This is a genomic window from Streptosporangium sp. NPDC050855, from assembly GCF_044456585.1.
GTDB lineage: Bacteria > Actinomycetota > Actinomycetes > Streptosporangiales > Streptosporangiaceae > Streptosporangium > Streptosporangium longisporum.
Map to the genome: position 1 here is coordinate 17,479 of NZ_JBITFY010000034.1, position 25,656 is coordinate 43,134.

General features: G+C 72.2%; 26 protein-coding genes. 8 read left to right on the forward strand and 18 right to left on the reverse strand.

The window, feature by feature from the left end; genetic code table 11:
- Window positions 1-28 precede the first annotated feature (28 nt).
- The 12 genes from ACIBCT_RS38270 to rimP form a co-directional block, all read right to left on the reverse strand.
- Window positions 29-1,342, reverse strand: a complete 1,314-nt coding sequence (locus tag ACIBCT_RS38270) for a M16 family metallopeptidase (RefSeq protein ID WP_399196948.1) — start codon at window positions 1,340-1,342, stop codon at window positions 29-31.
- Window positions 1,342-3,738 (reverse strand): polyribonucleotide nucleotidyltransferase, encoded by a 2,397-nt coding sequence (locus tag ACIBCT_RS38275; RefSeq protein ID WP_399196921.1) that lies wholly within the window; start codon window positions 3,736-3,738, stop codon window positions 1,342-1,344. The genes ACIBCT_RS38270 and ACIBCT_RS38275 overlap by 1 nt, the downstream gene beginning before the upstream one ends.
- Window positions 3,739-4,058: 320 nt before the next feature.
- On the reverse strand, window positions 4,059-4,328 hold the full coding sequence (gene rpsO, locus ACIBCT_RS38280; RefSeq protein WP_344905268.1) for a 30S ribosomal protein S15: 270 nt from the start codon (window positions 4,326-4,328) through the stop codon (window positions 4,059-4,061).
- A 217-nt stretch (window positions 4,329-4,545) separates the two neighbouring features.
- A complete protein-coding gene (locus ACIBCT_RS38285; RefSeq protein WP_399196922.1) occupies window positions 4,546-5,499 on the reverse strand; it encodes a bifunctional riboflavin kinase/FAD synthetase in 954 nt (317 codons plus the stop codon).
- Window positions 5,500-5,621: 122 nt separating this feature from the next.
- Complete coding sequence (gene truB / locus ACIBCT_RS38290) at window positions 5,622-6,533, reverse strand: tRNA pseudouridine(55) synthase TruB (RefSeq protein ID WP_399196923.1); 912 nt, start codon at window positions 6,531-6,533, stop codon at window positions 5,622-5,624.
- A 32-nt stretch (window positions 6,534-6,565) separates the two neighbouring features.
- On the reverse strand, window positions 6,566-7,561 hold the full coding sequence (locus ACIBCT_RS38295) for a bifunctional oligoribonuclease/PAP phosphatase NrnA (protein ID WP_399196949.1): 996 nt from the start codon (window positions 7,559-7,561) through the stop codon (window positions 6,566-6,568).
- Complete coding sequence (gene rbfA, locus ACIBCT_RS38300; protein WP_399196924.1) at window positions 7,561-8,082, reverse strand: 30S ribosome-binding factor RbfA; 522 nt, start codon at window positions 8,080-8,082, stop codon at window positions 7,561-7,563. The genes ACIBCT_RS38295 and rbfA overlap by 1 nt, the downstream gene beginning before the upstream one ends.
- Before the next feature lie 65 nt (window positions 8,083-8,147).
- Complete coding sequence (locus ACIBCT_RS38305; protein WP_344905283.1) at window positions 8,148-8,447, reverse strand: DUF503 domain-containing protein; 300 nt, start codon at window positions 8,445-8,447, stop codon at window positions 8,148-8,150.
- Between the two features lie 115 nt (window positions 8,448-8,562).
- Window positions 8,563-11,742, reverse strand: a complete 3,180-nt coding sequence (gene infB, locus ACIBCT_RS38310) for a translation initiation factor IF-2 (protein ID WP_399196925.1) — start codon at window positions 11,740-11,742, stop codon at window positions 8,563-8,565.
- A 156-nt stretch (window positions 11,743-11,898) separates the two neighbouring features.
- Entirely contained in the window at window positions 11,899-12,189 is a 291-nt protein-coding gene (locus tag ACIBCT_RS38315; protein ID WP_344905288.1) for a YlxR family protein, read from the reverse strand.
- On the reverse strand, window positions 12,173-13,180 hold the full coding sequence (nusA, locus tag ACIBCT_RS38320) for a transcription termination factor NusA (RefSeq protein WP_344905290.1): 1,008 nt from the start codon (window positions 13,178-13,180) through the stop codon (window positions 12,173-12,175). The genes ACIBCT_RS38315 and nusA overlap by 17 nt, the downstream gene beginning before the upstream one ends.
- 11 nt (window positions 13,181-13,191) lie before the next feature.
- Window positions 13,192-13,692 carry a ribosome maturation factor RimP gene (gene rimP, locus ACIBCT_RS38325; protein WP_399196926.1) on the reverse strand — a complete coding sequence of 167 codons (501 nt, stop codon included), beginning with the start codon at window positions 13,690-13,692 and terminating at the stop codon, window positions 13,192-13,194.
- A 202-nt stretch (window positions 13,693-13,894) separates the two neighbouring features.
- Between rimP and ACIBCT_RS38330 the strand changes: the two genes are divergently transcribed.
- The 4 genes from ACIBCT_RS38330 to ACIBCT_RS38345 all read left to right on the forward strand — a co-directional run bounded on the left by ACIBCT_RS38330 (window position 13,895) and on the right by ACIBCT_RS38345 (window position 15,675).
- The gene (locus ACIBCT_RS38330) at window positions 13,895-14,404 is read left to right on the forward strand and encodes a hypothetical protein (protein ID WP_399196927.1); all 510 of its coding nucleotides are present in this window, start codon (window positions 13,895-13,897) and stop codon (window positions 14,402-14,404) included.
- A 31-nt stretch (window positions 14,405-14,435) separates the two neighbouring features.
- Window positions 14,436-15,005: a ferritin-like domain-containing protein gene (locus tag ACIBCT_RS38335; RefSeq protein ID WP_399196928.1), complete on the forward strand. Its 570-nt coding sequence runs from the start codon at window positions 14,436-14,438 to the stop codon at window positions 15,003-15,005.
- A 198-nt stretch (window positions 15,006-15,203) separates the two neighbouring features.
- Window positions 15,204-15,398, forward strand: coding sequence for a DUF4236 domain-containing protein (locus tag ACIBCT_RS38340; RefSeq protein ID WP_399196929.1), 195 nt, complete (start codon window positions 15,204-15,206; stop codon window positions 15,396-15,398).
- A gap of 70 nt (window positions 15,399-15,468) precedes the next feature.
- The gene (locus ACIBCT_RS38345; protein WP_344905303.1) at window positions 15,469-15,675 is read left to right on the forward strand and encodes a DUF4236 domain-containing protein; all 207 of its coding nucleotides are present in this window, start codon (window positions 15,469-15,471) and stop codon (window positions 15,673-15,675) included.
- Window positions 15,676-15,900: 225 nt separating this feature from the next.
- Here ACIBCT_RS38345 and ACIBCT_RS38350 read toward each other — a convergent pair whose 3' ends face one another.
- A complete protein-coding gene (locus ACIBCT_RS38350) occupies window positions 15,901-17,652 on the reverse strand; it encodes a proline--tRNA ligase (protein ID WP_399196930.1) in 1,752 nt (583 codons plus the stop codon).
- 231 nt (window positions 17,653-17,883) lie between these two features.
- Window positions 17,884-18,519, reverse strand: coding sequence for a hypothetical protein (locus ACIBCT_RS38355; RefSeq protein ID WP_399196931.1), 636 nt, complete (start codon window positions 18,517-18,519; stop codon window positions 17,884-17,886).
- A 93-nt stretch (window positions 18,520-18,612) separates the two neighbouring features.
- Between ACIBCT_RS38355 and ACIBCT_RS38360 the strand changes: the two genes are divergently transcribed.
- The 3 genes from ACIBCT_RS38360 to ACIBCT_RS38370 are packed head-to-tail and all read left to right on the forward strand — an operon-like array spanning window position 18,613 to window position 21,517.
- The gene (locus tag ACIBCT_RS38360; RefSeq protein WP_399196932.1) at window positions 18,613-18,864 is read left to right on the forward strand and encodes a hypothetical protein; all 252 of its coding nucleotides are present in this window, start codon (window positions 18,613-18,615) and stop codon (window positions 18,862-18,864) included.
- Between the two features lie 53 nt (window positions 18,865-18,917).
- Entirely contained in the window at window positions 18,918-20,216 is a 1,299-nt protein-coding gene (locus ACIBCT_RS38365; RefSeq protein WP_399196933.1) for an FAD-dependent oxidoreductase, read from the forward strand.
- Window positions 20,217-20,245: 29 nt separating this feature from the next.
- Complete coding sequence (locus ACIBCT_RS38370; RefSeq protein WP_399196934.1) at window positions 20,246-21,517, forward strand: DUF6986 family protein; 1,272 nt, start codon at window positions 20,246-20,248, stop codon at window positions 21,515-21,517.
- On the opposite strand, the gene ACIBCT_RS38375 is transcribed toward ACIBCT_RS38370, so the two are convergent.
- The 3 genes from ACIBCT_RS38375 to ACIBCT_RS38385 form a co-directional block, all read right to left on the reverse strand.
- Entirely contained in the window at window positions 21,514-22,188 is a 675-nt protein-coding gene (locus ACIBCT_RS38375) for a copper homeostasis protein CutC (RefSeq protein WP_399196935.1), read from the reverse strand. The two genes, ACIBCT_RS38370 and ACIBCT_RS38375, sit on opposite strands and share 4 nt — an antisense overlap.
- Window positions 22,189-22,230: 42 nt before the next feature.
- The gene (locus ACIBCT_RS38380) at window positions 22,231-22,836 is read right to left on the reverse strand and encodes a GNAT family N-acetyltransferase (RefSeq protein ID WP_399196936.1); all 606 of its coding nucleotides are present in this window, start codon (window positions 22,834-22,836) and stop codon (window positions 22,231-22,233) included.
- A gap of 446 nt (window positions 22,837-23,282) precedes the next feature.
- Entirely contained in the window at window positions 23,283-24,047 is a 765-nt protein-coding gene (locus ACIBCT_RS38385; RefSeq protein ID WP_399196938.1) for a GntR family transcriptional regulator, read from the reverse strand.
- A gap of 136 nt (window positions 24,048-24,183) precedes the next feature.
- Between ACIBCT_RS38385 and ACIBCT_RS38390 the strand changes: the two genes are divergently transcribed.
- Window positions 24,184-24,537 (forward strand): hypothetical protein, encoded by a 354-nt coding sequence (locus tag ACIBCT_RS38390; RefSeq protein ID WP_399196939.1) that lies wholly within the window; start codon window positions 24,184-24,186, stop codon window positions 24,535-24,537.
- A 222-nt stretch (window positions 24,538-24,759) separates the two neighbouring features.
- Here the strand turns inward: ACIBCT_RS38390 and ACIBCT_RS38395 are convergent, their stop codons facing one another.
- The gene (locus ACIBCT_RS38395) at window positions 24,760-25,554 is read right to left on the reverse strand and encodes a glucose 1-dehydrogenase (RefSeq protein WP_399196940.1); all 795 of its coding nucleotides are present in this window, start codon (window positions 25,552-25,554) and stop codon (window positions 24,760-24,762) included.
- Window positions 25,555-25,656 lie beyond the last annotated feature (102 nt).

Consider the following 25,656-nt stretch of genomic DNA (forward strand, 5'->3'; position numbering starts at 1 on the left):
AGCGCCGGGGCCGCCTCGCGAGGGAACCTCAGCCGGTCAGGACCGCGCCGAAGTCCTTGTCCTCGTCGTACGGGCCGATGACCGCGAGGGTCATCGGGCGGGTGAGCACGTCCTGGGCGACCTCGGTGAGCTGCTCCGGGGTCACCGCGTCGATCCTGGCGAGCAGGTCGTCGACCGACAGGAGCTCGTCGAAGACCAGCTCCCCCTTGCCGATCCTGGACATCCGGGAACCGGTGTCCTCCAGGCCGAGCACCAGGCCGCCGCGCATCTGGCCCTTGCCGCGGACGATCTCCTCCTCGGTGATGCCGTCGGCGACCACCCGCTGCACCTCCTCGCGGCAGATCTTCAGCACGTCGTCGATCTTGGACGGCAGGCAGCCGACGTAGATGCCGAACTGGCCGGTGTCGGCCAGGGAGGAGGTGTAGGAGTAGGTCGAGTAGGCCAGGCCCCTCTTCTCCCTGATCTCCTGGAACAGGCGCGAGGACATGCCGCCGCCCAGGGCCGCGTTGAGCACGCCGAGCGCGAACCGGCGCTCGTCGGTGCGGGTCAGCGCGGTCGTACCGAGGACCAGGTTGGCCTGCTCGGTCGGCCGGTGCACCACCCGCGTGCCCGACCGGCTCTCCACCCCGGGCCCGGTCAGCCTCGGCGGCACCGGCGAGGCCTCCCCGCCCAGGGCCCCTGCCCGCTCGTAGGCCGCCGCGACCAGGGCGACGACCCGCTCGTGGTCGACGTTCCCGGCCACCGACACCACCGTGTGGGTGGGCAGGTAGTAGCGCCGGTAGTACTCGGCGATCCGGTCCCGGGTGACCGCGGTGATGGACTCCACGGTGCCCAGGATGGGCCGGCCGACGGGCGTGTCGCCGTACAGCTCGGCGGAGAACTGCTCGTGCACCACGTCGGAGGGATCGTCGTCGTGCATGGCGATCTCCTCCAGGATCACGCCACGCTCGGCCTCGACGTCCTCGGGGGTGATGATCGAGGAGGTCACCACGTCGGCGAGCACGTCGATCGCCACCCGCAGGTCCTCGTCGAGGACCCGCGCGTAGTAGCAGGTGTACTCCTTGGCGGTGAAGGCGTTGATCTCACCGCCGATCCCCTCGATGGCCGCGGAGATCTCCAGCGCGTCCCTGGTGGGCGTGCCCTTGAACAGCAGGTGCTCGAGGAAGTGGGAGGACCCCATGTGCTGGGGGGACTCGTCTCTCGATCCGATGCCGACCCACATGCCGACCGCGACGGAACGCACGGTCGGCATGGACTCGGTCACCACCCGGAGCCCACCGGGGAGGACGGTGCGCTTCACGACCCCGGCGCCGTCCCTGCCGGGGTGCAGAGTGGTGGTGATCACGAGTTGCGGTCTTCCCCTCCGCCGCCACCGCCGCGGTTGCCGCCGCCACCGCCACCGCTGCTGCGGGTACGGGTGCGGCGCGGCCGCTCCTCGCGGGGACGGTCGTCACGCGACCGCTCCTCGCGGGGCGGGCGGCTCTCGCCGGACGCCTCGGCCGCGGGGGCCGCCGCCGGGGAGTCGTCGTCGCCGGAGTCGTCGTCGGTGTCGGCACCGGTCGCCGACTCCTTCTCGATGACCTCGACGGGCACCAGGGAGAGCTTGCCGCGCGCGTCGATCTCGGCGATCTCCACCTGGACCTTCTCGCCGACGTTCATGACGTCCTCGACGTTCTCGATGCGCTTGCCGCCGTGCAGCTTGCGGATCTGGGAGACGTGCAGGAGGCCGTCCTTGCCCGGCATGAGGGAGATGAAGGCACCGAAGGCGGCGATCTTGACGACCGTGCCCAGGTAGCGCTCGCCGACCTCCGGCATGTGCGGGTTGGCGATGGCGTTGATCGCCGACCTGGCCGCCTCGGCGGACGGGCCGTCGGTGGCACCGATGTAGATGGTGCCGTCGTCCTCCAGGGTGATCTCGGCGCCGGTGTCGTCCTGGATCTGGTTGATCATCTTGCCCTTCGGGCCGATGACCTCTCCGATCTTGTCCACCGGGATCTTGATCGTGATGATGCGCGGGGCCGTCGCGTTCATCTCCGCCGGGGAGTCGATGGCCTCCTGCATCACGTCGATGATCGCCAGCCGGGCGCCCTTGGCCTGCCGCAGCGCGGCCGAGAGCACCGAGGCGGGGATGCCGTCCAGCTTGGTGTCGAGCTGGAGCGCGGTGATGACGTCCTTGGTGCCGGCGACCTTGAAGTCCATGTCGCCCATGGCGTCCTCGGCACCGAGGATGTCGGTCAGCGTGACGTACTGGTCGCCCTCGTTGATCAGGCCCATCGCGATGCCCGCGACGATGCCCTTGAGCGGGACGCCCGCGTCCAGCAGCGACATCGTCGAGGCGCAGACCGAGCCCATGGAGGTCGAGCCGTTGGAGCTCAGCGCCTCGGAGACCTGGCGGATCGCGTACGGGAACTCCTCGCGCTGCGGCAGCACCGGCAGCAGCGCCCGCTCGGCGAGCGCGCCGTGGCCGATCTCGCGCCGCTTGGGCGAGCCCACCCGGCCGGTCTCGCCGGTGGAGTACGGCGGGAAGTTGTAGTTGTGCATGTAGCGCTTGGTGCGCTCGGGGTTGAGCGTGTCGATCATCTGCTCCATCCGGAGCATGTTGAGCGTGGTGATGCCCAGGATCTGGGTCTCGCCGCGCTCGAACAGGGCCGAGCCGTGCACCCGGGGAACGACGTGGACCTCGGCGCTGAGCTGCCGGATGTCCTTGACGCCGCGGCCGTCGATGCGGACGCCCTCGGAGATGACCCGCTCGCGCATGAGCTTCTTGGTCAGCGACCGGAACGCCGCGGCGAGCTCCTTCTCGCGGCCCTCGAAGTCGGGGCCGACCTTCTCCAGCAGCAGCGTCCTGACCCGGTCGATCTCGGTCTCGCGCTCCTGCTTGCCGGCGATGGTCAGCGCGGCGGCGAGCTCGCTCCTGACCGCGCCGTTCACGGCCTCCAGGGCGTCGTCCTGGTAGTCGAGGAAGAGCGGGTAATCGGCGGTCTCCTTGGCGGCGACCTTGGCGACCTTGGCCTGCGCCTCGCAGAGCACCTTGATGAACGGCTTGGCGGCCTCCAGGCCCTGGGCCACGGTCTCCTCGGTGGGGGCGACCGCGCCCTCGGCGACGAGCTTGAGCGTGTCGCGGGTGGACTCGGCCTCGACCATCATGATCGCGACGTCGCCGTCGTCCAGGACGCGGCCCGCCACCACCATGTCGAAGGTGGCGCTGCCCAGCTCGGTGTTGGTCGGGAAGGCGACCCACTGGCCCTCGATCAGGGCGACGCGCACGCCGCCGATCGGGCCGGAGAACGGCAGGCCCGCGAGCTGGGTGGACAGCGACGCGGCGTTGATCGCCACGACGTCGTACAGGTGCTCGGGGTGGAGCGCCATGACGGTGGCGACCACCTGGATCTCGTTGCGCAGGCCCTTGACGAACGAGGGGCGCAGCGGGCGGTCGATCAGGCGGCAGGTGAGGATGGCGTCCTCGGAGGGACGGCCCTCACGCCGGAAGAACGAGCCCGGGATGCGGCCCGCGGCGTACATCCGCTCCTCGACGTCCACCGTGAGCGGGAAGAAGTCGAGGTTCTCGCGGGGATTCTTGGACGCGGTGGTCGCGGACAGGACCATCGTGTCGTCGTCGAGATAGACGACGGCGGAACCCGCCGCCTGGCGCGCGAGCCGCCCGGTCTCGAACCGGATGGTACGCGTGCCGAATGAGCCGTTGTCGATGACGGCTTCACTGCTGTGGACACCCTCCACGGGGGACCTCCTTGGGATCGGTCGCCCGCGTCCGGCCAGACGCACGTGTCGCGCCTGGTTCGTCGTGTTGCCGGCTCCCCGTAGGTGCAGCGCCGGTCTTCGATCGAAGCGCCCGGTTCCGTATGGCTTCGCGCCATGATGACCGGGGGCCACTACCGAGGACCGGCCCTCCGACGCCGTGGGGCGCGCTTGCTTGCGGACGCGGGGCACTTTCTCGGCTGTTCAGTTTGCTCACCGGGCCGGTGTCTTTCCTGCGCGACGCGCCGACGAACGGACCCGATGAGAGGGGGGAGCGGCGTGGACGCCGCCCCCCCGTCAGGCTATCGGCGCAGGCCGAGACGCTCGATGAGCGAACGGTAGCGCTGGATGTCCTTGCTCTGCAGGTACTTCAGCAGCCGGCGGCGGCGGCCGACGAGCAGCAGCAGGCCACGGCGGCTGTGGTGGTCGTGCTTGTGCACCTTCAGGTGCTCGGTGAGCTCGCTGATGCGCTTGCTCAGCAGCGCGATCTGCACCTCGGGGGAACCGGTGTCGGTCTCACCCTTGGCGTAGTCACCGATGATCTGCTTCTTTGCGGCGGTGTCGAGCGACACTTTTCTCCTTGAACCTCTGCGGGCACGCGCGATTTCCGGCTCCCCGAACGACCGTGCGTGCCTACAGTCGCCGTGGCGAGATCAGCGCCGGGGTGGCCGTACCACCGGTCACAGAGCTGACATGCCAGGTTACCACCGGCTCCGACGCCCTCGCACATCCCGGGCGGGCCGGGCGGGGAGGGGGAGACGGCGGGGGGACGAAAGAGAGGGGCCGGGCTCAGCTCGTCAGGTCCCGGACCCTCTCCACGTCTGCGTGGATCTGCTCGACGAGGGCCTCGATCGAGTCGAACCTGGTGTTGCCGCGCAGCCTGGGGCCGAAGTCCACGGCCATGTGCGCGCCGTAGAGATCCAGGTCGTCGCGGTCGAGCGCGTACGCCTCCACGGTGCGCGGCACGCCCTCGAAGGTCGGGTTGGTGCCGACCGAGATCGCCGCGGGCCAGCGCTCGCCGCCGTAGGCGGCCGGCAGGTTGCCGGTCGAGACGCCCTGCAGCCAGCCCGCGTAGACGCCGTCGGCCGGGATCGCGGTGAACTCCGGCGACTCCAGGTTGGCCGTGGGGAAGCCCAGCTGCCGGCCGCGCTGGTAGCCGCGGACGACCACCCCCTCGACCCGGTGGGGGCGGCCGAGCGTCAGGGTGACCGCCTCCATGTCACCGGAGGCGATCTGCTCGCGGATCAGCGTGGAGGAGATCGTCTCCCCGTCGCTGACCAGCGGGACCCCCTCGGCCACGAAGTCGTACTTCTCGCCGAGGGTGCGCAGCGTCTCCACGTCGCCGGAGGCGTTGTGGCCGAAGCGGAAGTTCTCCCCCACCACGACCCCGGCCGCGTGCAGCCGGTCCACCAGCACGGTCTGGACGAATTCGTCCGGGGTCATCTGGGAGAACTCCAGCGTGAACGGCAGGACGCAGACCGCGTCCACGCCCAGCGCGGCGAGGAGCTCGGTGCGGTGCCTGGCCGTGGTGAGCCGCGGGGGGTGCGTGCCCGGCCGCACCACCTCCTCGGGGTGCGGGTCGAAGGTCACCACCACCGAGGGCAGCCCGAGGCCGGCGGCCATCGCGACGGCACGCGCCACCATCTGCTGATGCCCGCGGTGCACGCCGTCGAAGACGCCGATCGTGATGACGGACCTGCCCCAGTCCTCGGGCACGTCGTCCAATCCGTGCCAGCCTCGCACCGCAGCCTCTTCCCCTTGTAGCGGATCGACCCCTAAAGCCTGCCATGCTCACGGACCTCCTCCCCAATCGGGGAGGTCCTTGGCACCCGCGAACCCCGTCCCCACCGGGCCGGAACGGGACGTCACGGCACGAAGACCGCCAGCGACCTGGAGATCCCGCCGCGCTCCTCCGCCAGCGCCACCAGCGTGCCGTCGGGGGCGAAGACCCCGATCGGGCCCTGGCCCAGGCCCAGCGCGGGCAGCCTGCCGCCGTGCGCGATCGAGGCCGCCTCCTCGGCGGTCACGTCCCGGCGTGGGAAGGCGGCCGCGACCGCGTCGGCCATCGGCAGGATCACGCACTCGGCGGCCAGCCGCTCCAGGGTGTGGGCCTCCGGCAGGGCGTAGGGCCCCACCCGAGTACGGCGCAGCGCGGTCAGGTGACCGCCGACCCCCAGCGCGGCCCCCAGGTCGCGGGCGAGCGCGCGGATGTAGGTGCCGCTGGAGCAGGAGACCGAGGCGTCGACGTCGACGAGGTCCCCGTGCCTGCGGATCGCGGTGATCTCGAACTCCGAGACGGTCACCGGCCGGGCGACGAGGGCGACCTCCTCCCCCGCCCGGGCCCGCTTGTAGGCCCGCTCGCCGTTCACCTTGATCGCGCTGACCTGGGGCGGGATCTGCATGATCGGGCCGGTCAGGGCGGCGACGCCCCTGCGGAGGCCGGCCTCGTCGACCCCCGCGGCCGAGGCCGTCGCGACGGTCTCGCCCTCGGCGTCGTCGGTGTTGGTGGACTCGCCCAGCCGGATGGTGGCGTCGTAGCCCTTCTCGGTGAGGGCGAGGTGGCCGAGCAGCCGGGTCGCCTTCTCCACGCCGACCACCAGCACCCCGGTGGCCATCGGGTCCAGGGTGCCGGCGTGGCCGACCTTGCGGGTGCCGGCGATGCCGCGGAGCTTGGCCACGACGTCGTGGGAGGTCCAGCCCGCGGGCTTGTCGACGATGATCAGGCCGCTCGGCGGCGGGGTGCGCTTGACGCGAGCCGTGCTCGTGGACGTGCTCATGGGAGTTCCTTAACAGGCGTGCCGGAAGACGTCTACAGCTGGGCCCGCAGGCCCGCGATCGTCTCCTCGACGGGCAGGTGGGAGGTGAAACCCGCGGCCTTGGCGTGCCCGCCGCCGCCGAGCGCGGCGCAGACGCGCGAGACGTCCACCCCGCCCTTGGAGCGGGTGGAGACCTGCCAGGCGCCGTCGTCGTCCTCCTTGAGGATCGCGCTGACGTCGGCCGCGTCGGTGCGCCGGACCACGTCGATGATCCCCTCCAGCTCGTCGTACGACAGCCCGTGGGCCTCCCGGTCGGCCCGGGTGACGAACGTCCAGACCAGGCCGCCGCCCACCTCGGGCTCCAGCCGGGCGCGCTCCAGGGCCAGGCCGAGCACCCCCAGGTAGCCGAACGGGGAACGGTCCCACACCTCGCGGGCGATCCGCTCGGGGTCGACGCCGGTGGCCAGCAGCCGGGCGGCCATGGCGTGCGCCTCGGGGGTGGTGGAGGAGTGCCGGAACGAGCCGGTGTCGGTGACGAGCCCGACGTACAGGCAGGTCGCGATGTCCTGCGACAGCGGCAGGCCGAGGCGGTGGATCAGTTCCTCGGCGAGCATCGCGGTGGCCGCGGCGCCGGGGTCGACCAGGTTGAGCGTGCCGAAACCGGTGTTGGAGGGGTGGTGGTCGAGCACGATCAGCCGGCCCGCCCTGGCGATGCCCGCCGCCAGCGTGCCGAGGCGCTCGACGCTGGGGACGTCGAAGGTGATCATCACCTCGGGGGCGGCCGGGTAGCACGCGGGATCGACCAGCAGGTCCTGGCCGGGCAGGAAGCGCAGCAGCCTGGGCACGCTGAAGCGCCGGTCGCCGAAGGAGGCGACGACCCGCTTGCCGGCGGCGCGCAGCGCGAGCCCCACGGCCAGCGTGGAGCCGAGCGCGTCGCCGTCGGGCGAGACGTGACAGGCGAGCGCGATCTCGTCGGCGGACGAGACGATCTCGACGGCCCGGTCCCAGTCGCGGCCGGGCACCGGGCCGTCGTCGTGCAGGTGGTGCATCACGTCGCGGAGTGTCCCGCGCGCTCGGAGGGCTCGGCGACGTCGGCGTCGGCGGCGTCGGATACGTCGTCGGCACCGTCGAGGTCGTCGTCCTCGCCGTCCCTGTCCTCGGGCTTGCGGTAGGGATCGGCGTCCCCGGCGTGCCGGGCGCCCTCGGCCCGCTTGGCGATCTCCACGTCCCTGGCCTTGGCCTCGGCGAGCAGGTCCTCCAGGTGGCGGGCGCTGTCGGGGAGCGGGTCGTGGGTGAACGTCAGCGTCGGCGTGTGGCGCAGCCCGGTCTGGCGGCCCACCTCCGAGCGGATGAGCCCCTTGGCGCTCTCCAGCGCCGCGGCGGAGTCCGCCCGCTCGGCCTCGGAGCCGAAAACGGTGTAGAACACCGTGGCGTCGCTCAGGTCGTTGGTGATCCGCGTGTCGGTCACGGTCACGAACCCCAGCCTGGGGTCCTTGATCCGCCGCTCCAGCATCTCCGCGACGACCTGCTGGATCCGATCGGCGATCTTACGCGCGCGTGCGGCGTCCATAGCTCCCCCCTTCTCACGGGGAGACCGGGGCGAGGGGGGTGCCCTCTCGCCGGCCGTCCCCGTATCTAGTCCTCGTCCTCGTTGTAGAGCCGGTGCCGGGCGGACAGCAGCTCGATCTCCGGATGAAAGGCGATCAGCCGCTCACAGTCGTCCAGCACGGCGCCGGCGTTGGCGGCGGTGGAGGAGACGACCGCGATCCCGATCTCGGTGCGGCGGTGCAGGTCGAGATGACCGGTCTCGGCGACGGCCACACCCGGGAACCGCCGCTGTACCTCGGCGACGATGGGACGTACCACCGAGCGCTTCTGCTTCAGCGAGTGGACGTCGCCGAGCAGGATGTCCAATGTCAGGGCACCTACGTACATGGTTGCTCACCGCCACGGTCACCGTCGTGCCGCCGGGGGCGGGGGCCGCCCGCCGGTCGCGGACCCTTCTCGGGTCCGCGGCCGGCCGGGCGGTCTTCCCGCCGTACCGATGGCATCAGGCGCGCGGCTTCTCCCGCATCTCGAAGGTCTCGATGACGTCATCGATCTTGATGTCGCTGTAGCCGACACCGATACCGCACTCGAACCCTTCGCGGACCTCGGTCGCGTCGTCCTTGAAACGGCGCAGCGAGGAGACGGTGAGGTTGTCGGAGATGACGACCCCTCCACGGATGATCCGGGCCTTGCTGTTGCGGACGATGGTGCCCGAACGGACCAGCGCACCGGCGATGTTGCCGATCTTCGGCACCTTGAAGACCTCGCGGACCTCGGCGGTGCCCATCTGGACCTCTTCGAACTCCGGCTTGAGCATGCCCTTCAGGGCCGCCTCGATCTCCTCGATCGCCTGGTAGATGACCGAGTAGTACCGGATGTCGACGCCCTCGCGCTCGGCCAGGTCGCGCGCCCTGACCTCGGGGCGCACGTTGAAGCCGATGATGACGGCGTTGTCGTCGGCGACCGCCAGGTTGACGTCGTACTCGGTGATCGCACCGACGGCGCGGTGGAGCACCCGCAGGCGCACCTCGTCGCCGACGTCGATCTTGAGCAGCGCGTCCTCCAGGGCCTCGACGGAACCGGAGACGTCACCCTTGATGATGAGCTTGAGCTCGTCGATCTGGCCCTTCTCCATCTCGCTGAAGAGCTCTTCGAGGGTGCGGCGGCGGCCGGAGCGGGCCATGTCCGCGATGCGCTTGCGCGCGGCGCGCTGCTGGGCGATCTGGCGCGCCATCCGGTCGTCGGTGACGACGATGAAGTTGTCACCGGCTCCCGGCACCGCGGTCAGACCCAGGACCATCACCGGACGGGACGGGTCGGCCTCCAGGATCGCCTCGCCCTTGTCGTCGAGCATCGCCCGGACGCGGCCGAAGGCCTCGCCACAGACGATCGAGTCGCCGACGCGGAGCGTGCCGCGCTGGACCAGGACGGTCGCGACCGGGCCGCGGCCCTTGTCCAGGTGCGCCTCGATCGCGACGCCCTGGGCGTCCATCGTGGCGTTGGCCCGCAGGTCGAGCTCGGCGTCCGCGGTGAGCAGGATGGCCTCGAGCAGGTTCTCGATGCCGGTCCCGTTCTTGGCGGAGATGTCGACGAACATCGTGGTGCCGCCGTACTCCTCGGCGACGAGGCCGTACTCGGTGAGCTGGGCACGGACCTTGCCCGGGTCGGCGCCCTCCTTGTCCACCTTGTTGACCGCGACGACGATCGGCACGTCGGCCGCCTGGGCGTGGTTGAGCGCCTCGACGGTCTGCGGCTTCACGCCGTCGTCGGCCGCGACGACCAGGACGGCGATGTCGGTCACCTTGGCACCGCGGGCACGCATGGCGGTGAACGCCTCGTGACCCGGGGTGTCGATGAAGGTGATCTTGCGGTCCTCACCCTCGTGCTCGGTGCCGATCTGGTAGGCACCGATGTGCTGGGTGATGCCACCGGCCTCCCGCGCCACCTCGTTGGTGTTGCGGATGGCGTCGAGCAGCTTGGTCTTACCGTGGTCGACGTGACCCATGACGGTCACCACCGGCGGGCGCGCGACCAGGTCGGACTCGTCGCCCTCGTCCTCGCCGAACTCGATGTCGAAGGTCTCCAGCAGCTCGCGGTCCTCCTCCTCGGGGCTGACCACGAGGAGGTTGTAGTCGAGCTCGGCGGCGAGGAGCTGCAGCGTCTCCTCGTTGACCGACTGGGTCGCGGTCACCATCTCGCCCAGGTGCAGCATGATCTGCACCAGGGAGGCCGGGATCGCGCCGATCTTGTCGGCGAAGTCCGACAGCGAGGCGCCGCGCGACAGGCGGATCGTCTGCCCGTTGCCGCGGGGAGCCTGCACGCCACCGATCGCCGGGGCCTGCATGTTGTCGAACTCCTGGCGCCTCTGACGCTTGGACTTGCGACCGCGGGTCGGGCGTCCTCCCGGACGGCCGAACGCTCCCGCGGTGCCTCCACCGCGGCCACGGCCACCGCCACCGGGACGACCGGCGAAACCGCCGCCACCGCCACCGGGACCACCGGTTCCGGTGCCGGGACGGCCTGCGCCGCCACCGCCGCCCGGACGGCCGGCGAAACCGCCGCCACCGCCACCGGGACGACCGCCACCGCCGCCGGGACGGCCTGCGCCGCCACCGGGACGACCGGCACCCGCACCGCCGCCGGGACGGCCTGCGCCGCCACCGCCGCCGGGACCGGCGGGCCGGCCCTGGGGCATCATCATCGGGCTGGGACGCGGCCCACCCGGACGCGGGCCACCGGGACCACCGGAGCCGCCGCCGGGACGCGGGCCGCCTGCGCCGGGACCCGGACGCGGGCCACCGGTTCCGGGCGGGCCGGAACGGGCGCCGGGCGGACGGGGACCGGCGTTGTCGCGGTCCTGGCGAGGACCGCGGTCCTCACGGGGACCGGGACGCGGGCCCCTGTCGCCGGGGCCGCCGTCACGGCCGGGACCCCCGGGACCACCGGGGCCGCCCGGACGCGGCGGACGGGCCTGGCCCATGCCGCTGGCGTTGGACGAGAACGGGTTGTTGCCGGGACGCGGGCCGCGCGGGCCCGGACGCGGACCCGGCTTGGGGCCGGGACCCGCACCGGGAGCACCGGCACCGGGCCTGGGACCCGACGGCGCTCCACCGGGACCACCGGTGGGACGACCCTCCGGACGCGCCTCGGGGCGCGGGGCCGGACCGGGGCGCGGAGCGGGCCGCGGGCCCGGCTTGGGACCGGGGCCGGAGGCCGCCGGACGGCCGGGCTCGGCACGGGGCGCCTCGAAACGCGGCGCCTGCACCTGCGGAGGCTGCTGCCTCGGCGGCGCGGGCGGAGCCGGAGGCTGCTGGGCCTCGGGCACGACCGGCGGCGCCTGCTGCGGCGCGGGCGCCGCGGGACGGGCCGGCGCCGGGCCAGGACGGGGACCCGGCCTGGGTGCCGGTCCCGGCTTGGGGATGGATGTCGACGCCGAAGGGGCGCCGTTGGGCTGGCCGTCACCCGGCCGAGGAGCCGCCTGAGGCGGCCTGGGGCCTCTGCCCCTGTCGGACGATCCCTTGCTGGGACCGCCCAGAGCTTCCGTGAGCCTGCGGACCACCGGCGCTTCGATGGTCGAGGACGCCGAACGCACGAACTCGCCCATCTCCTGGAGCTTGGCCATCACGACCTTGCTCTCCACACCGAACTCCTTGGCGAGCTCGTATACCCGGACCTTCGCCACTGCACTCCCTTGTCTCGGCCCGGGAGGCGGTGCCGCCGGACCGTCGTTACGTTGACGTACTCATCGCCGCATGCTCATCAGGCGCTCATAGCTATCTGACCAGCCCATCAAATCGGCGTTCTACATGACAGTCGGTAACCATTTCACCCGATCCTTTCAGCCTGCTTGCCCTTCCAGGTGGCCGCGCAGCCGCGACAGGTCGAGCGGGACCGCGACGCGAAACGCGCGCGGAAACGCTCGGCGACGCTCTGCGAGTTCGAGACAGCTCAGGGTTGGATGCAGTGAAGCACCACGCCCCTGGAGCCGTCGTCGCAGGTCAGGGACGATAACGCCCTCGACCACCACCAGGCGGAGCAGCTCGGAGGAAACCGTGCGAACCCGGCACCCCACACATGTTCTCAGTGGGGCAGCCTGGCCACCATATTCCAGCTTACCGTGTGGACGCATCTGCGGAACCGGCCGCGTCCCCCGGCTGGGTGTCGGGACGGATGTCGATGCGCCAGCCGGTGAGGCGGGCGGCCAGCCGGGCGTTCTGCCCTTCCTTGCCGATGGCCAGGGAGAGCTGGTAGTCCGGCACGGTCACGCGCGCGGCGCGGCCGTCGAAATCGATCACCTCTACGTGGGTAACGCGCGCCGGAGAAAGCGCATTCCCCACGAACTCCGCGGGATCCTCCGACCAGTCGATGATGTCGATCTTCTCGCCGTGCAACTCCGTCATCACGTTCCGTACCCGCGAGCCCATCGGGCCGATGCAGGCGCCCTTGGCGTTCACCCCGGGCCGCCGGGACCGGACCGCGAGCTTGGTGCGGTGGCCGGCCTCGCGTGCCACGGCCGCGATCTCGACGGTGCCGTCGGCGATCTCGGGCACCTCCAGCGCGAACAGCTTCTTCACCAGGCCCGGATGGGTGCGCGACAGGGTGACCGAGGGGCCCTTGTGGCCCTTCTTGACCTGCACCACGTAGCAGCGCAGCCGGTCGCCGTGCACGTACTCCTCGCCCGGGACCTGCTCGCTGTGCGGCAGCACGGCCTCGATCTTGCCCAGGTCGACCAGGACCACCCTGGGGTCCTTGCCCTGCTGGATGACCCCGGCCACCAGCTCGCCCTCGCGGCTGGCGAACTCGCCGAAGTTGATCTCGTCCTCGGCGTCGCGGAGCTGCTGCAGGATGACCTGCTTGGCGGTGGTCGCGGCGATGCGGCTGAAGTTGCCCGGGGTGTCGTCGAACTCCCTGAGCACCTCCCCGCTCTCACCGTCGAGCTCGGCGGCGAAGATGGTCACGTGCCCGGACTTGCGGTCGAGCTCGGCCCGCGCCTTGGCGGCCGCGCCCTCGCTCCGGAAATACGCGATCAGCAGCGCGTCCTCGATCGCCTTGACGACCAGGTCGAAGGAGATGTCCTTCTCCCGCTCCAGGCTGCGCAGGACGCTCATGTCGATGTCCACGAGGCTCCCCCTTAGCCCTCGTCGCCGTCTTCGCCGTCGTCTTCGGCGTCGTCGAGCCGGCGGAATTCCACCTGAACCCGTCCTCGGGTCAGGTCCTCATAGTCGATGCGGCGCGGTGCGCCGCCGACGTCCAGCTCCACGCCGGTCTCGTCGGTGGCGACGATCCGGCCCTCCACCACGGTGCCGTCCTTCAGGTCGGCCTTGACCAGCCGCTTCACCGCGCGGCGCCAGTGGCGCGGCTCGGTGAGCGGGCGGTCGACCCCCGGAGAGGAGACCTCCAGCACGTACGGGGTGGCTCCCATCGCGTCGTCGGCGTCCAGCGCCGCGGAGACCGCGAGGCTGACCTCCGCGACGTCGTCGAGGCTGACGCCTCCGTCACGGTCGACGACGACGCGCAGCAGCCGCCGCTTGCCCGCCGGGGTGACCGTGACGTCCTCCAGGTCGAGCCCTTCGGCCTCGGCGACAGGTTCCAGAAGCTTCATCAGGCGGTCGCGGGATGTGGCGCTGCCCATGCCGACCTCCCATTGTCACGATCTCAGCCGGGCGGACCTCGCCCATGCGATTAACCAGCCTATCCACACCAGGGCGTAGAAACAGCGCCACTCGGTGTGGCGGAGCCGCCCGAGAAGCGAAGTGAGTGCCATTATTCCAATCTCCCGGCTGCCCGTACGATGCTGGGTGCGTCAGCTGCCGACAGAGAACCGGAGGTCGTCCGTGCGTTCCGTCTCCCGACGCGTCCTGCTGCGGGGCGGCGCCCTCGGGGTGACCGTCGCGGTGACGGCCGGATGCGCGGCCGAGGAGGCCGCGGGGCCCGCGACCGGGAGGCCGGTGCCGCCCGATCCCGAGACGGTGCTGCTGCGGGAGCTGATCGCGGGCAAGGAACGGGCCGTGGCGCTGTACGCCTCGGCCGCCTCGGAGCGGCTGACGCCCTTCCGGCAGCGGCACGAGGCCCACCTGGCCGAGCTCCGCCGCCGCCTGCCGCCGGCCGACCGGACGCCCTCGGCCGCCCCCTCCGCCGCGTCGCCGGGCGCGACGCCCACGCCGTCCGACGGTCCCGCCCGGGGCGGCAGGGCCTCGCTGCGGTCCCTGCGCGACCTGGAGCGCAAGGCCGCGGCCTCACGGGTCCGGCAGATCGCCGGGGCCTCGCCCCCGCTGGCCCAGCTGATCGCCTCCATGGGCGCCTGCGAGGCCGCGCACGCCGTGGCCCTGCCGAGGTCGCTGTGAGGGCGCCGTGCGGAGCGAAGCGGAGGACGTCGTGAGGGCCGGCGCGTCCGGGGCCGGCACGGCGCGGCGGGCCGGGCGGGGGCTGGAGGTCGCCCTGGCGGCCGAGTACGCCGCCGTGTACGCCTACGGGGTCATCGCGGCCAGGACCACCGATGGCCTGCGCGCCACGACGACCGCGGCCTACAACGCCCACCGCGCCCGGCGGGACCGGCTCCGCTCCATGATCGTCGCCGCGGGGGGCACGCCCGCCGAGCCGAACGCGGCCTACGAGCTCCCGGTCACCCCCTCCACCGCGGCCCAGGCGGTGGAGCTGGCCGTGCTGGTCGAGCGGGGCGTGACCGGTGCCTACCTGGAGCTGGCGGCCTCCGCGGACACGGCCCTGCGCACGATGGCGGCACTGGCCATGCAGGAGTGCGCCACCCGGTCCTACGGCCTGCGCCCGGAGATCGACGCGTTCCCCGGCATGCCGTCCGGGCCCGGGGGCACGTCCCCGGCGCCCTCCGCACCCTCGACGTCCCCGGCACCCTCGTCCCCGGCACCCCCGTCGTCCCCGGCACCCTCGTCGTCCCCGTCGTCCGGCACCCCCGGCGCCCCCTCCTGACCCCGTAGCGGCCCTCCCCCCTCCGGTCAGCCGCCTTTCCGGAAAAAGGGTGATTTTCCGTGGCGGAGAGAAAGGCGCTGGTCAGCGCGGAGAGAAAGGGAAACCCGGCCCGCGGCGGTCGCCGCGACGGCTTCCGGTCACGTTTGACCGGGGAATACCGGGTAGCTCAATCGTCGCGAACACGTCGAGGAGGAAACAATGGGCTGGGGATACCGCAAATCCATGAAGTTCGGTCCGTTCCGTCTTAACCTTTCGCGGAGTGGAGTGGGACACAGCGTCGGAGGCCGTGGTTTCCGGGTCACCAAGACGGCCGACGGACGGCGCACGCTCACCGTCAACCTGCCCGGCGGCTTCCACTGGCGCAAGACGCTGAGCGGCAGCTCAAAGCGCTGATCCGTCCTTGCGGGAACCCATGGCGGACGCGGGTCGTTCTTCTTGCAGATCACGAGATCGAGGGGGAACAATGGGCTGGGGCTACAGGAAGTCGATCAAAGTCGGTCCCTTCCGGATCGACCTGTCCCCGCGAGGGGTGGGGCAGAGTTTCGGCAACCGCAGATTCCACGTCACGAGAACCCCGGACGGCCGCAAGTACGTGACCGTCAACCTGCCGGGCGGGTTCCACGTGGGTAAGACGATCGGCGGCCGTTCCCGCCATCACCACCATTACTGACGTTCTGCGGACACCGCGGCCGGGCACGGGAACGACCACCCGGCACGCGAACGGGTCCGCGCACGAACGGTTCGGTGCATGAACGCCGAAGGGGCGGTTCCCCGCGCGGGGAGCCGCCCCTTCGGCGTTCGTGTGCCGGGCACCCGCCGCGGTCACCCCGGGCCCTGGGCACGCGGCCGGGACAGGAGGGCATGCCCGCGCCCTCCCCGCCCCCGGCCCGCGGGGTCACTCCTGGCAGGCCGCCACGACGCGGTCGACGGCCTCGGCGAGCGGGATCTCCTCCTTGACGCCGGTGGCGCGGTCGCGCAGCTCCACCACGCCCTGGGTCAGGCCACGGCCGACGATCAGGATCGTCGGCATGCCGAGCAGCTCCGCGTCCTTGAACTTCACGCCCGGCGAGACACCGGCCCGGTCGTCCACCAGGACGCGCAGGCCGCGTCCCTGGAGCTCCTCGGCGATCTTGACGGCCGCCTCGACCTGGCCGTCCTTGCCGGTGCCGACGACGTGGACGTCGGCGGGGGCGATCTCGCGCGGCCACAGCAGGCCGAGCTCGTCGTGGCGCTGCTCGACCAGCACGGCCACGGCCCGGGAGACGCCGATGCCGTAGGAGCCCATGGTGATCCTGATCGGCTTGCCGTCGGGGCCGAGCGCGTCCAGCCGGGCGGCGTCGGCGTACTTGCGGCCGAGCTGGAAGATGTGGCCGATCTCGATGCCGCGGTCGATGGACAGGCCCGAGCCGCAGACCGGGCAGGCGTCGCCCTCGCGGACCTCGGCGGCCTCGATGGTGCCGTCGGCCGTGAAGTCACGGCCCGCGACGACGTCCGCGGCGTGCCTGCCGGGCTCGTTGGCGCCGGTCACCCAGGCGGTGCCGTCGACCACGCGGGGGTCGACGAGGTAGCGGATGCCGAGATCCTTCAGGACCTGCGGGCCGATGTAGCCGCGGACCAGGCCGGGGTGCCTGGCGAAGTCCTCGGCCTCGAAGATGGTGGGCTCGCCGGGGGCCAGGGAGGCCTCCAGCCGCTTGAAGTCGATCTCCCGGTCTCCGGGCACGCCGACGATCAGGGTCTCGGTCTTGCCCGAGCCGGGGACGGTCACCTTGACCACGATGTTCTTGAGCGTCTGGGCGGCGGTGATGCCCAGGCCGTGGTGGGTGTTGACGTACTCGACCAGCGACTCGATGGTCGGGGTGTCGGGGGTGTCGAGCACCCGCATGGCGGGCCGGTCGGCCGCCCCGGCGCCCTCGGCGGCCGGCGCGGGGGTGACGACGGCCTCGGCGTTGGCCGCGTACCCGCACGCGTGGCAGGCCACGAAGGTGTCCTCGCCGGTCTCGGCGGGGGCGAGGAACTCCTCGGAGGCCGACCCGCCCATCGCGCCGGAGGTGGCGAAGCAGATCTTGTACGTGATGCCGAGCCGGTCGAAGGTCGCGATGTAGGCCTCGCGGTGGCGCTCGTAGGAGCGCTTGAGGCCCTCGTCGTCGAGGTCGAAGGAGTAGGAGTCCTTCATGACGAACTCGCGGCCGCGCAGGATGCCGGCGCGGGGACGGGCCTCGTCGCGGTACTTCGTCTGGATCTGGTAGAGGGTCACCGGATAGTCCTTGTAGGAGGAGTACTCCCCCTTGACCATGTCGGTGAACATCTCCTCGTGGGTGGGGCCGAGCAGGTAGTCGGCGCCCTTGCGGTCCTTGAGACGGAAGAGCGTGTCGCCGTACTCGGTCCAGCGGCCGGTGGCCTCGTAGTACTCGCGGGGCAGCAGCGCGGGGAAGAGCACCTCCTGCCCGCCCATCCGGTTCATCTCCTCGCGCACGACGCGGGTGACGTTCTCCAGCACCGTCTTGCCGAGCGGCAGCCAGGAGTAGACGCCGGGCGCGACGCGGCGGACGTATCCGGCGCGGACGAGCAGCTTGTGGCTCGGGACTTCCGCGTCTGCCGGGTCGTCCCTCAGCGTTCGAAGAAACAGCGACGACATGCGCAGCAGCACGGCTACTCCTAGCTAGCGGGAATCGGTGTTCTACAGGCTATCGAGTACCGCAAGCCCATTGTCGGCGGTCGGCGGCATCCGAGCCCCTTCCCGGACCGCCGGGGGATCGTTCCGGGGCCACGGTGGGACCCGGGCCGGGGGGACATGGCCGTGAAGGGATCGAAGGACCTGAGGGACCGTTTCCGGGACGGGCTCCGGGGCCCCGACTGACGGGACCGCGCCGGAGCCGCCTCAGAGACCGGCCAGGAAGACGAAGTACGAGGCCCCGAGGACCAGCGCGACCGCACCGGAGCAGAGCCGGTCGCAGCCGCGGCCCAGGGAGAGGATCATCCCTCCCACCAGGACGATCATGATCAGGGCGTCCCACACCAGGAAGCCGGGGACATGGTCCGCCGCGCCGGGCAGCGCCCTGTCGATGCCGCTGAGCAGGGCCAGCCCGGCCGCCCCGCCCGCCGCCAGGTCCCCCCAGCGGTCACGGCGTTTGGCGAGGTAGGACAGGACGCCGATCGCCACGAGCTTGGCGATCGTGAGGTTCACCGCGGTGCCGTCACCGCCGAGGCTCATCGACCAGGTCCCCGAGCGGAAACCGGTGGCGAGCAGCAGCGACAGGATGGTCCCGAAGGTGGCCAGCATGCCGGACAGGACCGCCCACCCGAATCCGACCGCGGTCCGCCCGATGACGACGACGAGCAGGATGTAGGCGTAGGGGTTGTAAAGGGTGTGCACAACTTCGGGCCCGGAGAGCAGCAGGGCCCCGACGCCACCGAGCAGCATCCCCGCGAAGAGCGAGAGGACGATGTGCCGGAGAATGAGGCGATCCCGGCGGTCCCTGGCCGCGAAGTCAACGGCACAATCGTGTTCAACCAAAGCCACTGATCCCCCGATCATGTTTTCTCGTGGCCATGGGAAGTATATCTGACCTGCGATAACATCTAAAACGGGCCAAGTTTCCAAAAGCAAGTGGTCGCTTGGTCACGCTGCCTCGGCGCCCTCTCCTCCACGAGTCTCTCCCGCGAGCGGTCAGAGCCTCGCGACGCCGTCCGCGCCCTTCTGCCCCCGTCCGGACGCCCCCTGGAGCGGTTCGCCGGTGAGCCGGGCGTGGCCGGTCCGGCCGCCGGGCAGGTGGTCGTGGTCGGTTCGCCACCCGCCGACGCCGATGGGAAGATCGGCAAGAACGCACTGCGCGAGGCTGGCAGCCCGGCCCCGCGGTGATACAGAATCGGACGGGGAATCGCGTTCATGACATCCAACGCCGAGGAGGCGATGTGTCACTGCGAGTCGCGATCGTCGGATCAGGGCCCGCCGGGATCTACACGGCCGAGGCGCTGATCAAACAGGCCGCCGTGCCCCTCGAGGTGGACGTGCTGGAACGGCTCCCCACGCCGTACGGGCTGGTGCGGTACGGCGTGGCCCCCGACCACACCTCGATCAAGTCGATCGCGGGCTACCTGCGCGGGGTGCTGGAGATGCCGCAGGTGCGCTTCCTCGGCGGCGTGGAGCTCGGCAAGGACGTCGACGTGGCCGACCTGCTCGACTGCTACGACGCCGTGGTCTACTGCACCGGCGCGATGCTGGACCGGAGGATGGGCATCCCCGGCGAGGACCTGCCCGGCAGCGTGGCCGCCACCGACTTCGTCAACTGGTACTGCGGCCACCCCGACATGCCCGCCGACCGGTTCGTCCTGGACAGCCCCGAGGTCGCGGTGATCGGCGTGGGCAACGTGGCGGTCGACGTGGTGCGCGTCCTGGCCAAGACCGCCGACGAGCTGCGCGCCACCGACGTCCCCGAGGACGTGCTGTCCCGGCTGGCGGCCAGCGAGGTGAAGGTCGTCCACATGATCGGCCGCCGCGGGCCCGAGCACGCCAAGTTCACCCTCAAGGAGCTGCGGGAGCTGGGCGAGCTGGCCAACGCCGACGTGCGGGTGCGGCGCGACGAGTGCGCCGCGGACGTCTCGGCGGCGTCCCGGCAGATCCGGGGGAACGTCGAGGTGCTGCAGAGCTGGGCCGGACGTACCCCGGCCGGCCGTCCCCGCCGGGTGGAGGTGCGGTTCTGGATGCGCCCGGTGGAGATCCTCGGCGACGGGCGGGTGGAGGCGCTCAGGCTGGAGCGGACCCGGCTGGTGGACGGCCGGGTGAGCGGCACCGGCGAGTTCGAGACCCTCCCGGTGGGCATGGTGCTGCGCTCGGTCGGGTACCGCAGCGTCCCGCTGCCCGGCGTCCCCTTCTCCGAGACCACCATGACCGTGCCGAACGAGGCCGGGCGGGTCCGCGACCGCGAGTACGTCGCGGGCTGGCTCAAGCGCGGCCCGACCGGCGTGATCGGCACCAACAAGTCCGACGCCGCCGAGACGGTCCGCACCCTGCTGGCCGATCTGGCCGGCCGCGAGCCGGTACGCCGCGCGGACCTGGACGACCTGCTGGCCGAGCGGGACGTCTCACCGGTCACCTACGAGCACTGGCTGGCCATCGAGGCCGCCGAGACCGCGCTGGCCAGGTCCCTCGACCGGGGTGAGCGGGTCAAGCTCCTCGGGCTCGCCGCCATGCGCACCGCCTACGGCCGATGACCGGCGGGTACGACCAGGGGAGCACCGGCATGCGCGTCACGCTCGCCGACCCGTCCGCCCTGATCCCGGACTTCGAGCGGGTCCACCGCGAGCAGCGCGCGCTGTACCCGTACCGGCCCGCCGGGTGGCAGCCGGTGCACACCGTCTACGTCCCGGCCGACCGGTTCGGCGCCGGGACGGTGCGCGCGTGGGGAGAGGCCGCGCTGGAGCTGTTCCGGCGGCACCTGCCGGAGAGCGAGCTGGCGGCGATCCTCGGCCCGGTCGTCGATTCGGTCATCGACCCGGTCATCGGCGCGGTGCCGGGCGGCGCCGGCGGGGCGTTGGCCGGGGACCTCGCCGGGGAGGTGCACGCGAGGGTGGCCGCCAAGCTGGGCCGCGAGCCCGTCGAGGACCTGCGCGTCGACTTCGAGGACGGCTACGGGGTGCGTCCCGGCGAGGAGGACGGCCACGTCTCGGCCGCCGCCGCGGCGATCGCGGCCATGGACGCGGACGGGACGCTCCCCCGCCGCTGGGGGCTGCGGGTGAAGTCGTTCGCCGACGGCGACCCGGTCCGCTCCCTGCGGACCCTGGACGGTCTCCTCACCGGCGTCATGGAGCGGGCCGGGCACCTGCCGGAGGGGTTCACGGTCACCTTCCCCAAGGTCCTGATGAGGGCGTACCTGCACCAGTTCGCCGACTGCCTGGGGGCGCTGGAGGACGGGCTCGGCCTGGACCGCGGGCGGTTGCGGTTCGAGATCCAGGTGGAGGCGCCGCAGACGGTACGGTTCCTCGACGCGGGGCTGGTCACCGCCCTGGAGGGCAGGCTGGCCGCGGCGCACTTCGGCGTCTTCGACTACACCGCGAGCTGCGGGCTCCCCCCGCACGAGCAGCGGCTGGACCACCCCGCGTGCGACCACGCCCGGCACGTCATGCAGACCGTCTTCGCCGGGACCGGGGTGGAGCTGTCCGACGGCTCGCTGGCCGCGACCCCGGCCTCGGACGACGGCCCTGCGGTACGCGGCCTGTGGCGGCGCCACGCGCGGCTGGTCGGGCACTCCCTGACGCACGGCTTCCCCCAGGGCTGGGACATGCACCCCTCCCACCTGGTCAGCCGGTACGCCGCGGTCTACGCCTTCCACCTGTCCCGCCGCGGGGAGTACGCCCGCCGGGTACGGGCCTGGCAGGAGCGGCGCGACGCCGGTGGGGGCGTGATGGACGAGCCCGCCACGATCGCGACGATGACCGCGGCCCTGCGCCGCGCCGACCTGGTGCTGGGCGACGTCCCGCCCTCCGGTCCTGGCGCGGGAGGGGCGGAGGGTTAGTCGATCATGGCGCGCCACTCGCGGACCCGCCGGACCTCGACCGGGTCGGACCAGGAGGCCCGCACGGCGCTGCCGACGTGGAAGGCGCGCACGCCGTACTCCAGGAGCGTCCTGACGTAGCGCGGGCGGAGCCCGCCGCCCGCCATGATCAGCGGGCCGTCACCGGCCTCGCACCGGGTCTTGATCGTCGACAGCCCGTACCCGATGCCGCCGGGGGCGCCCGCGGTGAGGACGGTGGCGAGGTTGGGCAGCAGGCGGACGGCCCGCCAGCTCGCCTGGACGTCGGCCGCGTGGTCCACCGCCCGGTGGAAGGTCCACGGCAGCGGCGCCACCGCGTGGATGAGCGCCTCGGTGGCGGCCAGGTCGACCGCCCCCGACCCGTCCAGGAAACCGAACACGAACCCGGCCGCGCCCGCGTCCGCCAGGGCCCTGGCCTCACGGCTCAGGGCCTTCAGCGACTCGGGCGTGGCCAGGAACGAGGCCTCGCCGCGCAACATCACCATCTGCGGCAGCGCGGACTCCTTGGCGATCGCCGCGACCGTCTCCGCCGCCGGGGTGAGACCGTCGGAGGCCATGTCCGCCACGACCTCCAGACGGTCGGCGCCGCCGGCTTCGGCCGCGACGGCGTCACGCACGTTGAGCGTGATCACCTCAAGCAAGGATCCGGTCATGAATGGAGGCTATCCGATGCCTTTGTCCTGTACCGCCCCGGTTCAGACGTGCTCGGGGACGGGCGCCCCGCGACGGTCCGAGAAGGGCAGCCCCAGACCGGACGCGCGACCACGCAGACCTCCCGGCCGCTGGAACAGGGCGCCGGACGCGCGGTGCGGCAGGTCGACCGTGCGGAGGTGCGTGAAACGCTGCCCCCGATAGTAGCCCTGCAGCCCCGGGTTGTCCTTGGAGCAGTCAAGCCGGAGCCATCTCTTTCCCAAGGACAGGACCCGCAGGCCCGCCCAGTCCAGGAGCGCCTCCCCGAGTCCCCTGCCGGAGTGGTCGCGCGCCACCGCCAGCTTGTGGACGTAGAGCGCCGCGCCCGGGTCGTCGGCGGGGGTCCAGAACTCGGGGTCGGCGTGACCGTCCAGCGCGAGGGTGGCGGCGGGCCCGTCCTGGCCCTCCAGCAGGTAGAGGGTCCCCTCGTCGATCAGGGGGGCGATGCGGCCGGCGGGGAAGCCCCCGGCGGGCCACTGCCGTACGCCGCGGCGGTTCAGCCAGGCGGCGGTCTCGGCGAGGAGCGCGAGCACCCCGTCGAGGTCGCCGCCGGTGGCCCGGCGCAGCGTGAGCGGACGCGCGGTGGTGAGACCGGCGGTGTTCGAGTGCATGGTTCTTCCCTTCGTTGCGTTCGGTACACGAGATGACACGGAGAGTGCCCGTACGACGACGTACGGCGTCCGTGCCGGACTAGGCGGGTGCCTAGGGACTCGGGGCGATCGGGGAGATCGCGGGGGGCGCGGAGGGCGCGGAGAGGACGGAGCCCGGAAAGACCGCGGGAGGTCCGGAGTCCGGGGCCGGGGAGCCCGGGGAGCCGGGGAAGGCCGTGGGGGGTCCGGGGTCCGGGGGGCCGGGGAAGGCCGCGGGAGGCCGGGGGACCGTGGGGCGCGAGCGGGCCGCGGAGGGCGGGGGCACCGCGCGGGCCGCGGGGACCGCGGGCAGGGGGAGGGGCCCGGGGAGGGACGGGTGGTGTCCGGGCGCCCGTCGGACACGGCCCTGTGGTCGCCCGCGTCGCGGGCGGAGCCAGGGCCGGCCCGTGCGGGCGGTCACGGAGACGTCAACGGCTTTCCAGCTCGTACCTGATCAGGTGCTTGTCCGCCGGCAGGACGGACATCGCCACCCGTACGGGGGTGTCCTCCTCGTCGTAGCCGACCCGGACGTAGACGACGACCGGCGTGCCGAGCTGGAGCTGGAGCCGCTCGGTCTCGGCGCTGTTGGGCATCCGCGCCCAGATGTCGTCCACCACCCGCACCTGCCGGTGGCCGAGCTCCTCGAGGACCTTGTTCGCCCCCCGCACGATGTCCCCTGGCCGGGCGATCTCCGAGTCGGCGACCAGCGTGAGCGGGAAGTAGGAGTCGTTGGTGTTGTACGGCTGGCCGTCCACGAAGCGCAGCCTGCGGCGGACCACGGCGAGCTCCTCGTCGGCGAGCTCCAGCCTGCTGGCGATCTCCTCGGGCGGTTCCACGATGGAGACCTCGATCTCCTGGCTGGGCACGCGCCCCTCCTGGGAGACGGCCCAGGCGAAGGCCTCCCTGTACTCCCCGTCCGCCCGGACCCGCTCGGGCCGGGGCTGCAGCTCGCGCTGGGGGTGCATGAGCAGCGGGCGGCGTTCGCGCACCACGGTGCCCCGGCGCGGGGTGCGGGTGACCAGGCCCTCGTTCACCAGCTCGCCGAGGGCCAGCCGCACGGTGTTGCGGCTCACCTGGTGGGTGGTCATGAGTTCCGCCTCGGTCGGCAGCTGATCTCCCGGCCCGAGCGCACCGGAGTAGATGGTTCTCCGGAGGTCGGAGGCCACCAGTTGATACAGCGTTGACCGCGCCATTAAGTCCCCTTTGTGCCAACAAAACTAGACGATCTGGTTCTAGCGGGGAACAGCCCCTTGACCCAACCTCCCAAGACCCGCATCATCCAATCGTTGGTACAAATCCATCGAAAGGTCAGCGAGGGGGTGGAGGCCGGTGCTGTCGGCCCGCACGGGTACGCCACATCTGCCCTGGCGCGATCCCCGCGAGGCGACGCGTCTCCTGCGCTACGCGTTGCACCGTCAGGGATTCACGCACACCTACCAGAGCAATGCCAGCGGCATGTCGGTGCTGTCGGTACTGACTGAGCTGACCGTTTGGTGTAAGAACGGGATGTTTGTCTGGAATGAGGACGGCCACGAGTCGACCCATCCGGCGGACGACCCGGTGGGTGCGGCCCGGCTCATCTCACGGCACTACCGGTCCCCCGCGCCCGGCGACGACCTCACGGAGGAGGAGGCGGACCAGGCGGTCCGCGCCTTCACCGCCACAGACTCCGCGCGCGACTAGCGGCCGAGGACCCCATCCCTCGCCGGGGTCCTCCGCCGCCGCGCCGGAGCGGAACGCGTCCTGGCGGGTCCCCCACGCCCGCCAGGGCGCGCTTCCCCTCACGGAGGCGCACCCGGCGGGCCCGGACCCGCCGGGACGCCTCTGCACCGCCTTCCCGGCGGCGCCCTCCCCGGACGCGAGTACGCGAAGGGCTGCCGGTGATCCGCGGCGCCGTTCCCGCCGTCAGATGAGGCCGCCGTCGGCGCGGACGTTCTGGCCGGTCAGCCAGCGCCCGTCCGGCCCCGCCAGGAAGGCCACGACGTCGGCGATGTCCGAGGGGGTGCCCAGCCGGCCGAGCGGGGTCATCGCGGCCATCTGGCCCAGCACCTTCTCGGGGTTGCTGGAGCGCAGCAGGTCGGTGTCGGTGGCGCCGGGGGAGACCGTGTTGACGGTGATGCCCCGCCCGCCCAGCTCGCGGGCCGCGACCGCGGTGAGCTGTTCCAGGGCGCCCTTGCTCGCCACGTAGGAGGCGCTGCCGGGAGCGGCCCTGACCGTGTTGACGGTGGAGATGTTGACGATGCGCCCGCCGTCGCGCATGTGCCGGGCGGCGTGGCGGATGGTCAGGAAGGGCGCCTTGGCGTTGACCGTCATGGCGCGGTCGTAGTGCTCCTCTGTGGTCTCGGCGAGGGGGGTCGGCGGGAGGTACGGCGCGGCGTTGTTGACCAGGATGTCCAGGCCGCCGAGGATCTCCCCCGCGGTCTCCATCAGCCGTTCGGCGGCGCCCGGCTCGGCGAGGTCGGCCTGGACGGCGCGGGCGCTGCCGCCCGCCTCCTTGACCGTGCGCTCCACGTCGGCCGCGGCCGCGGCGTCGCTCGCGTAGCCGAAGACGACGTCCGCCCCGTCGCGGGCGAGACGCTCCACGATCGCCCTGCCGATGCCCCGGGACCCCCCGGTGACCACGGCCGCCTTGCCCTCCAGCACCGACATGCCCGCCTCCACGGTCTCCGCGGCCTCGCCGGCCCCGGCGACCGGCCGCACGGTCCTTCCGCCTTCGACCCTATGATCGCGGGGCGCGGTTGTCGACGCCCCGGCGGCCGCGCCCGGATCCGCGGCACGGCCGCCCCGCACCCGGGGCCCGTG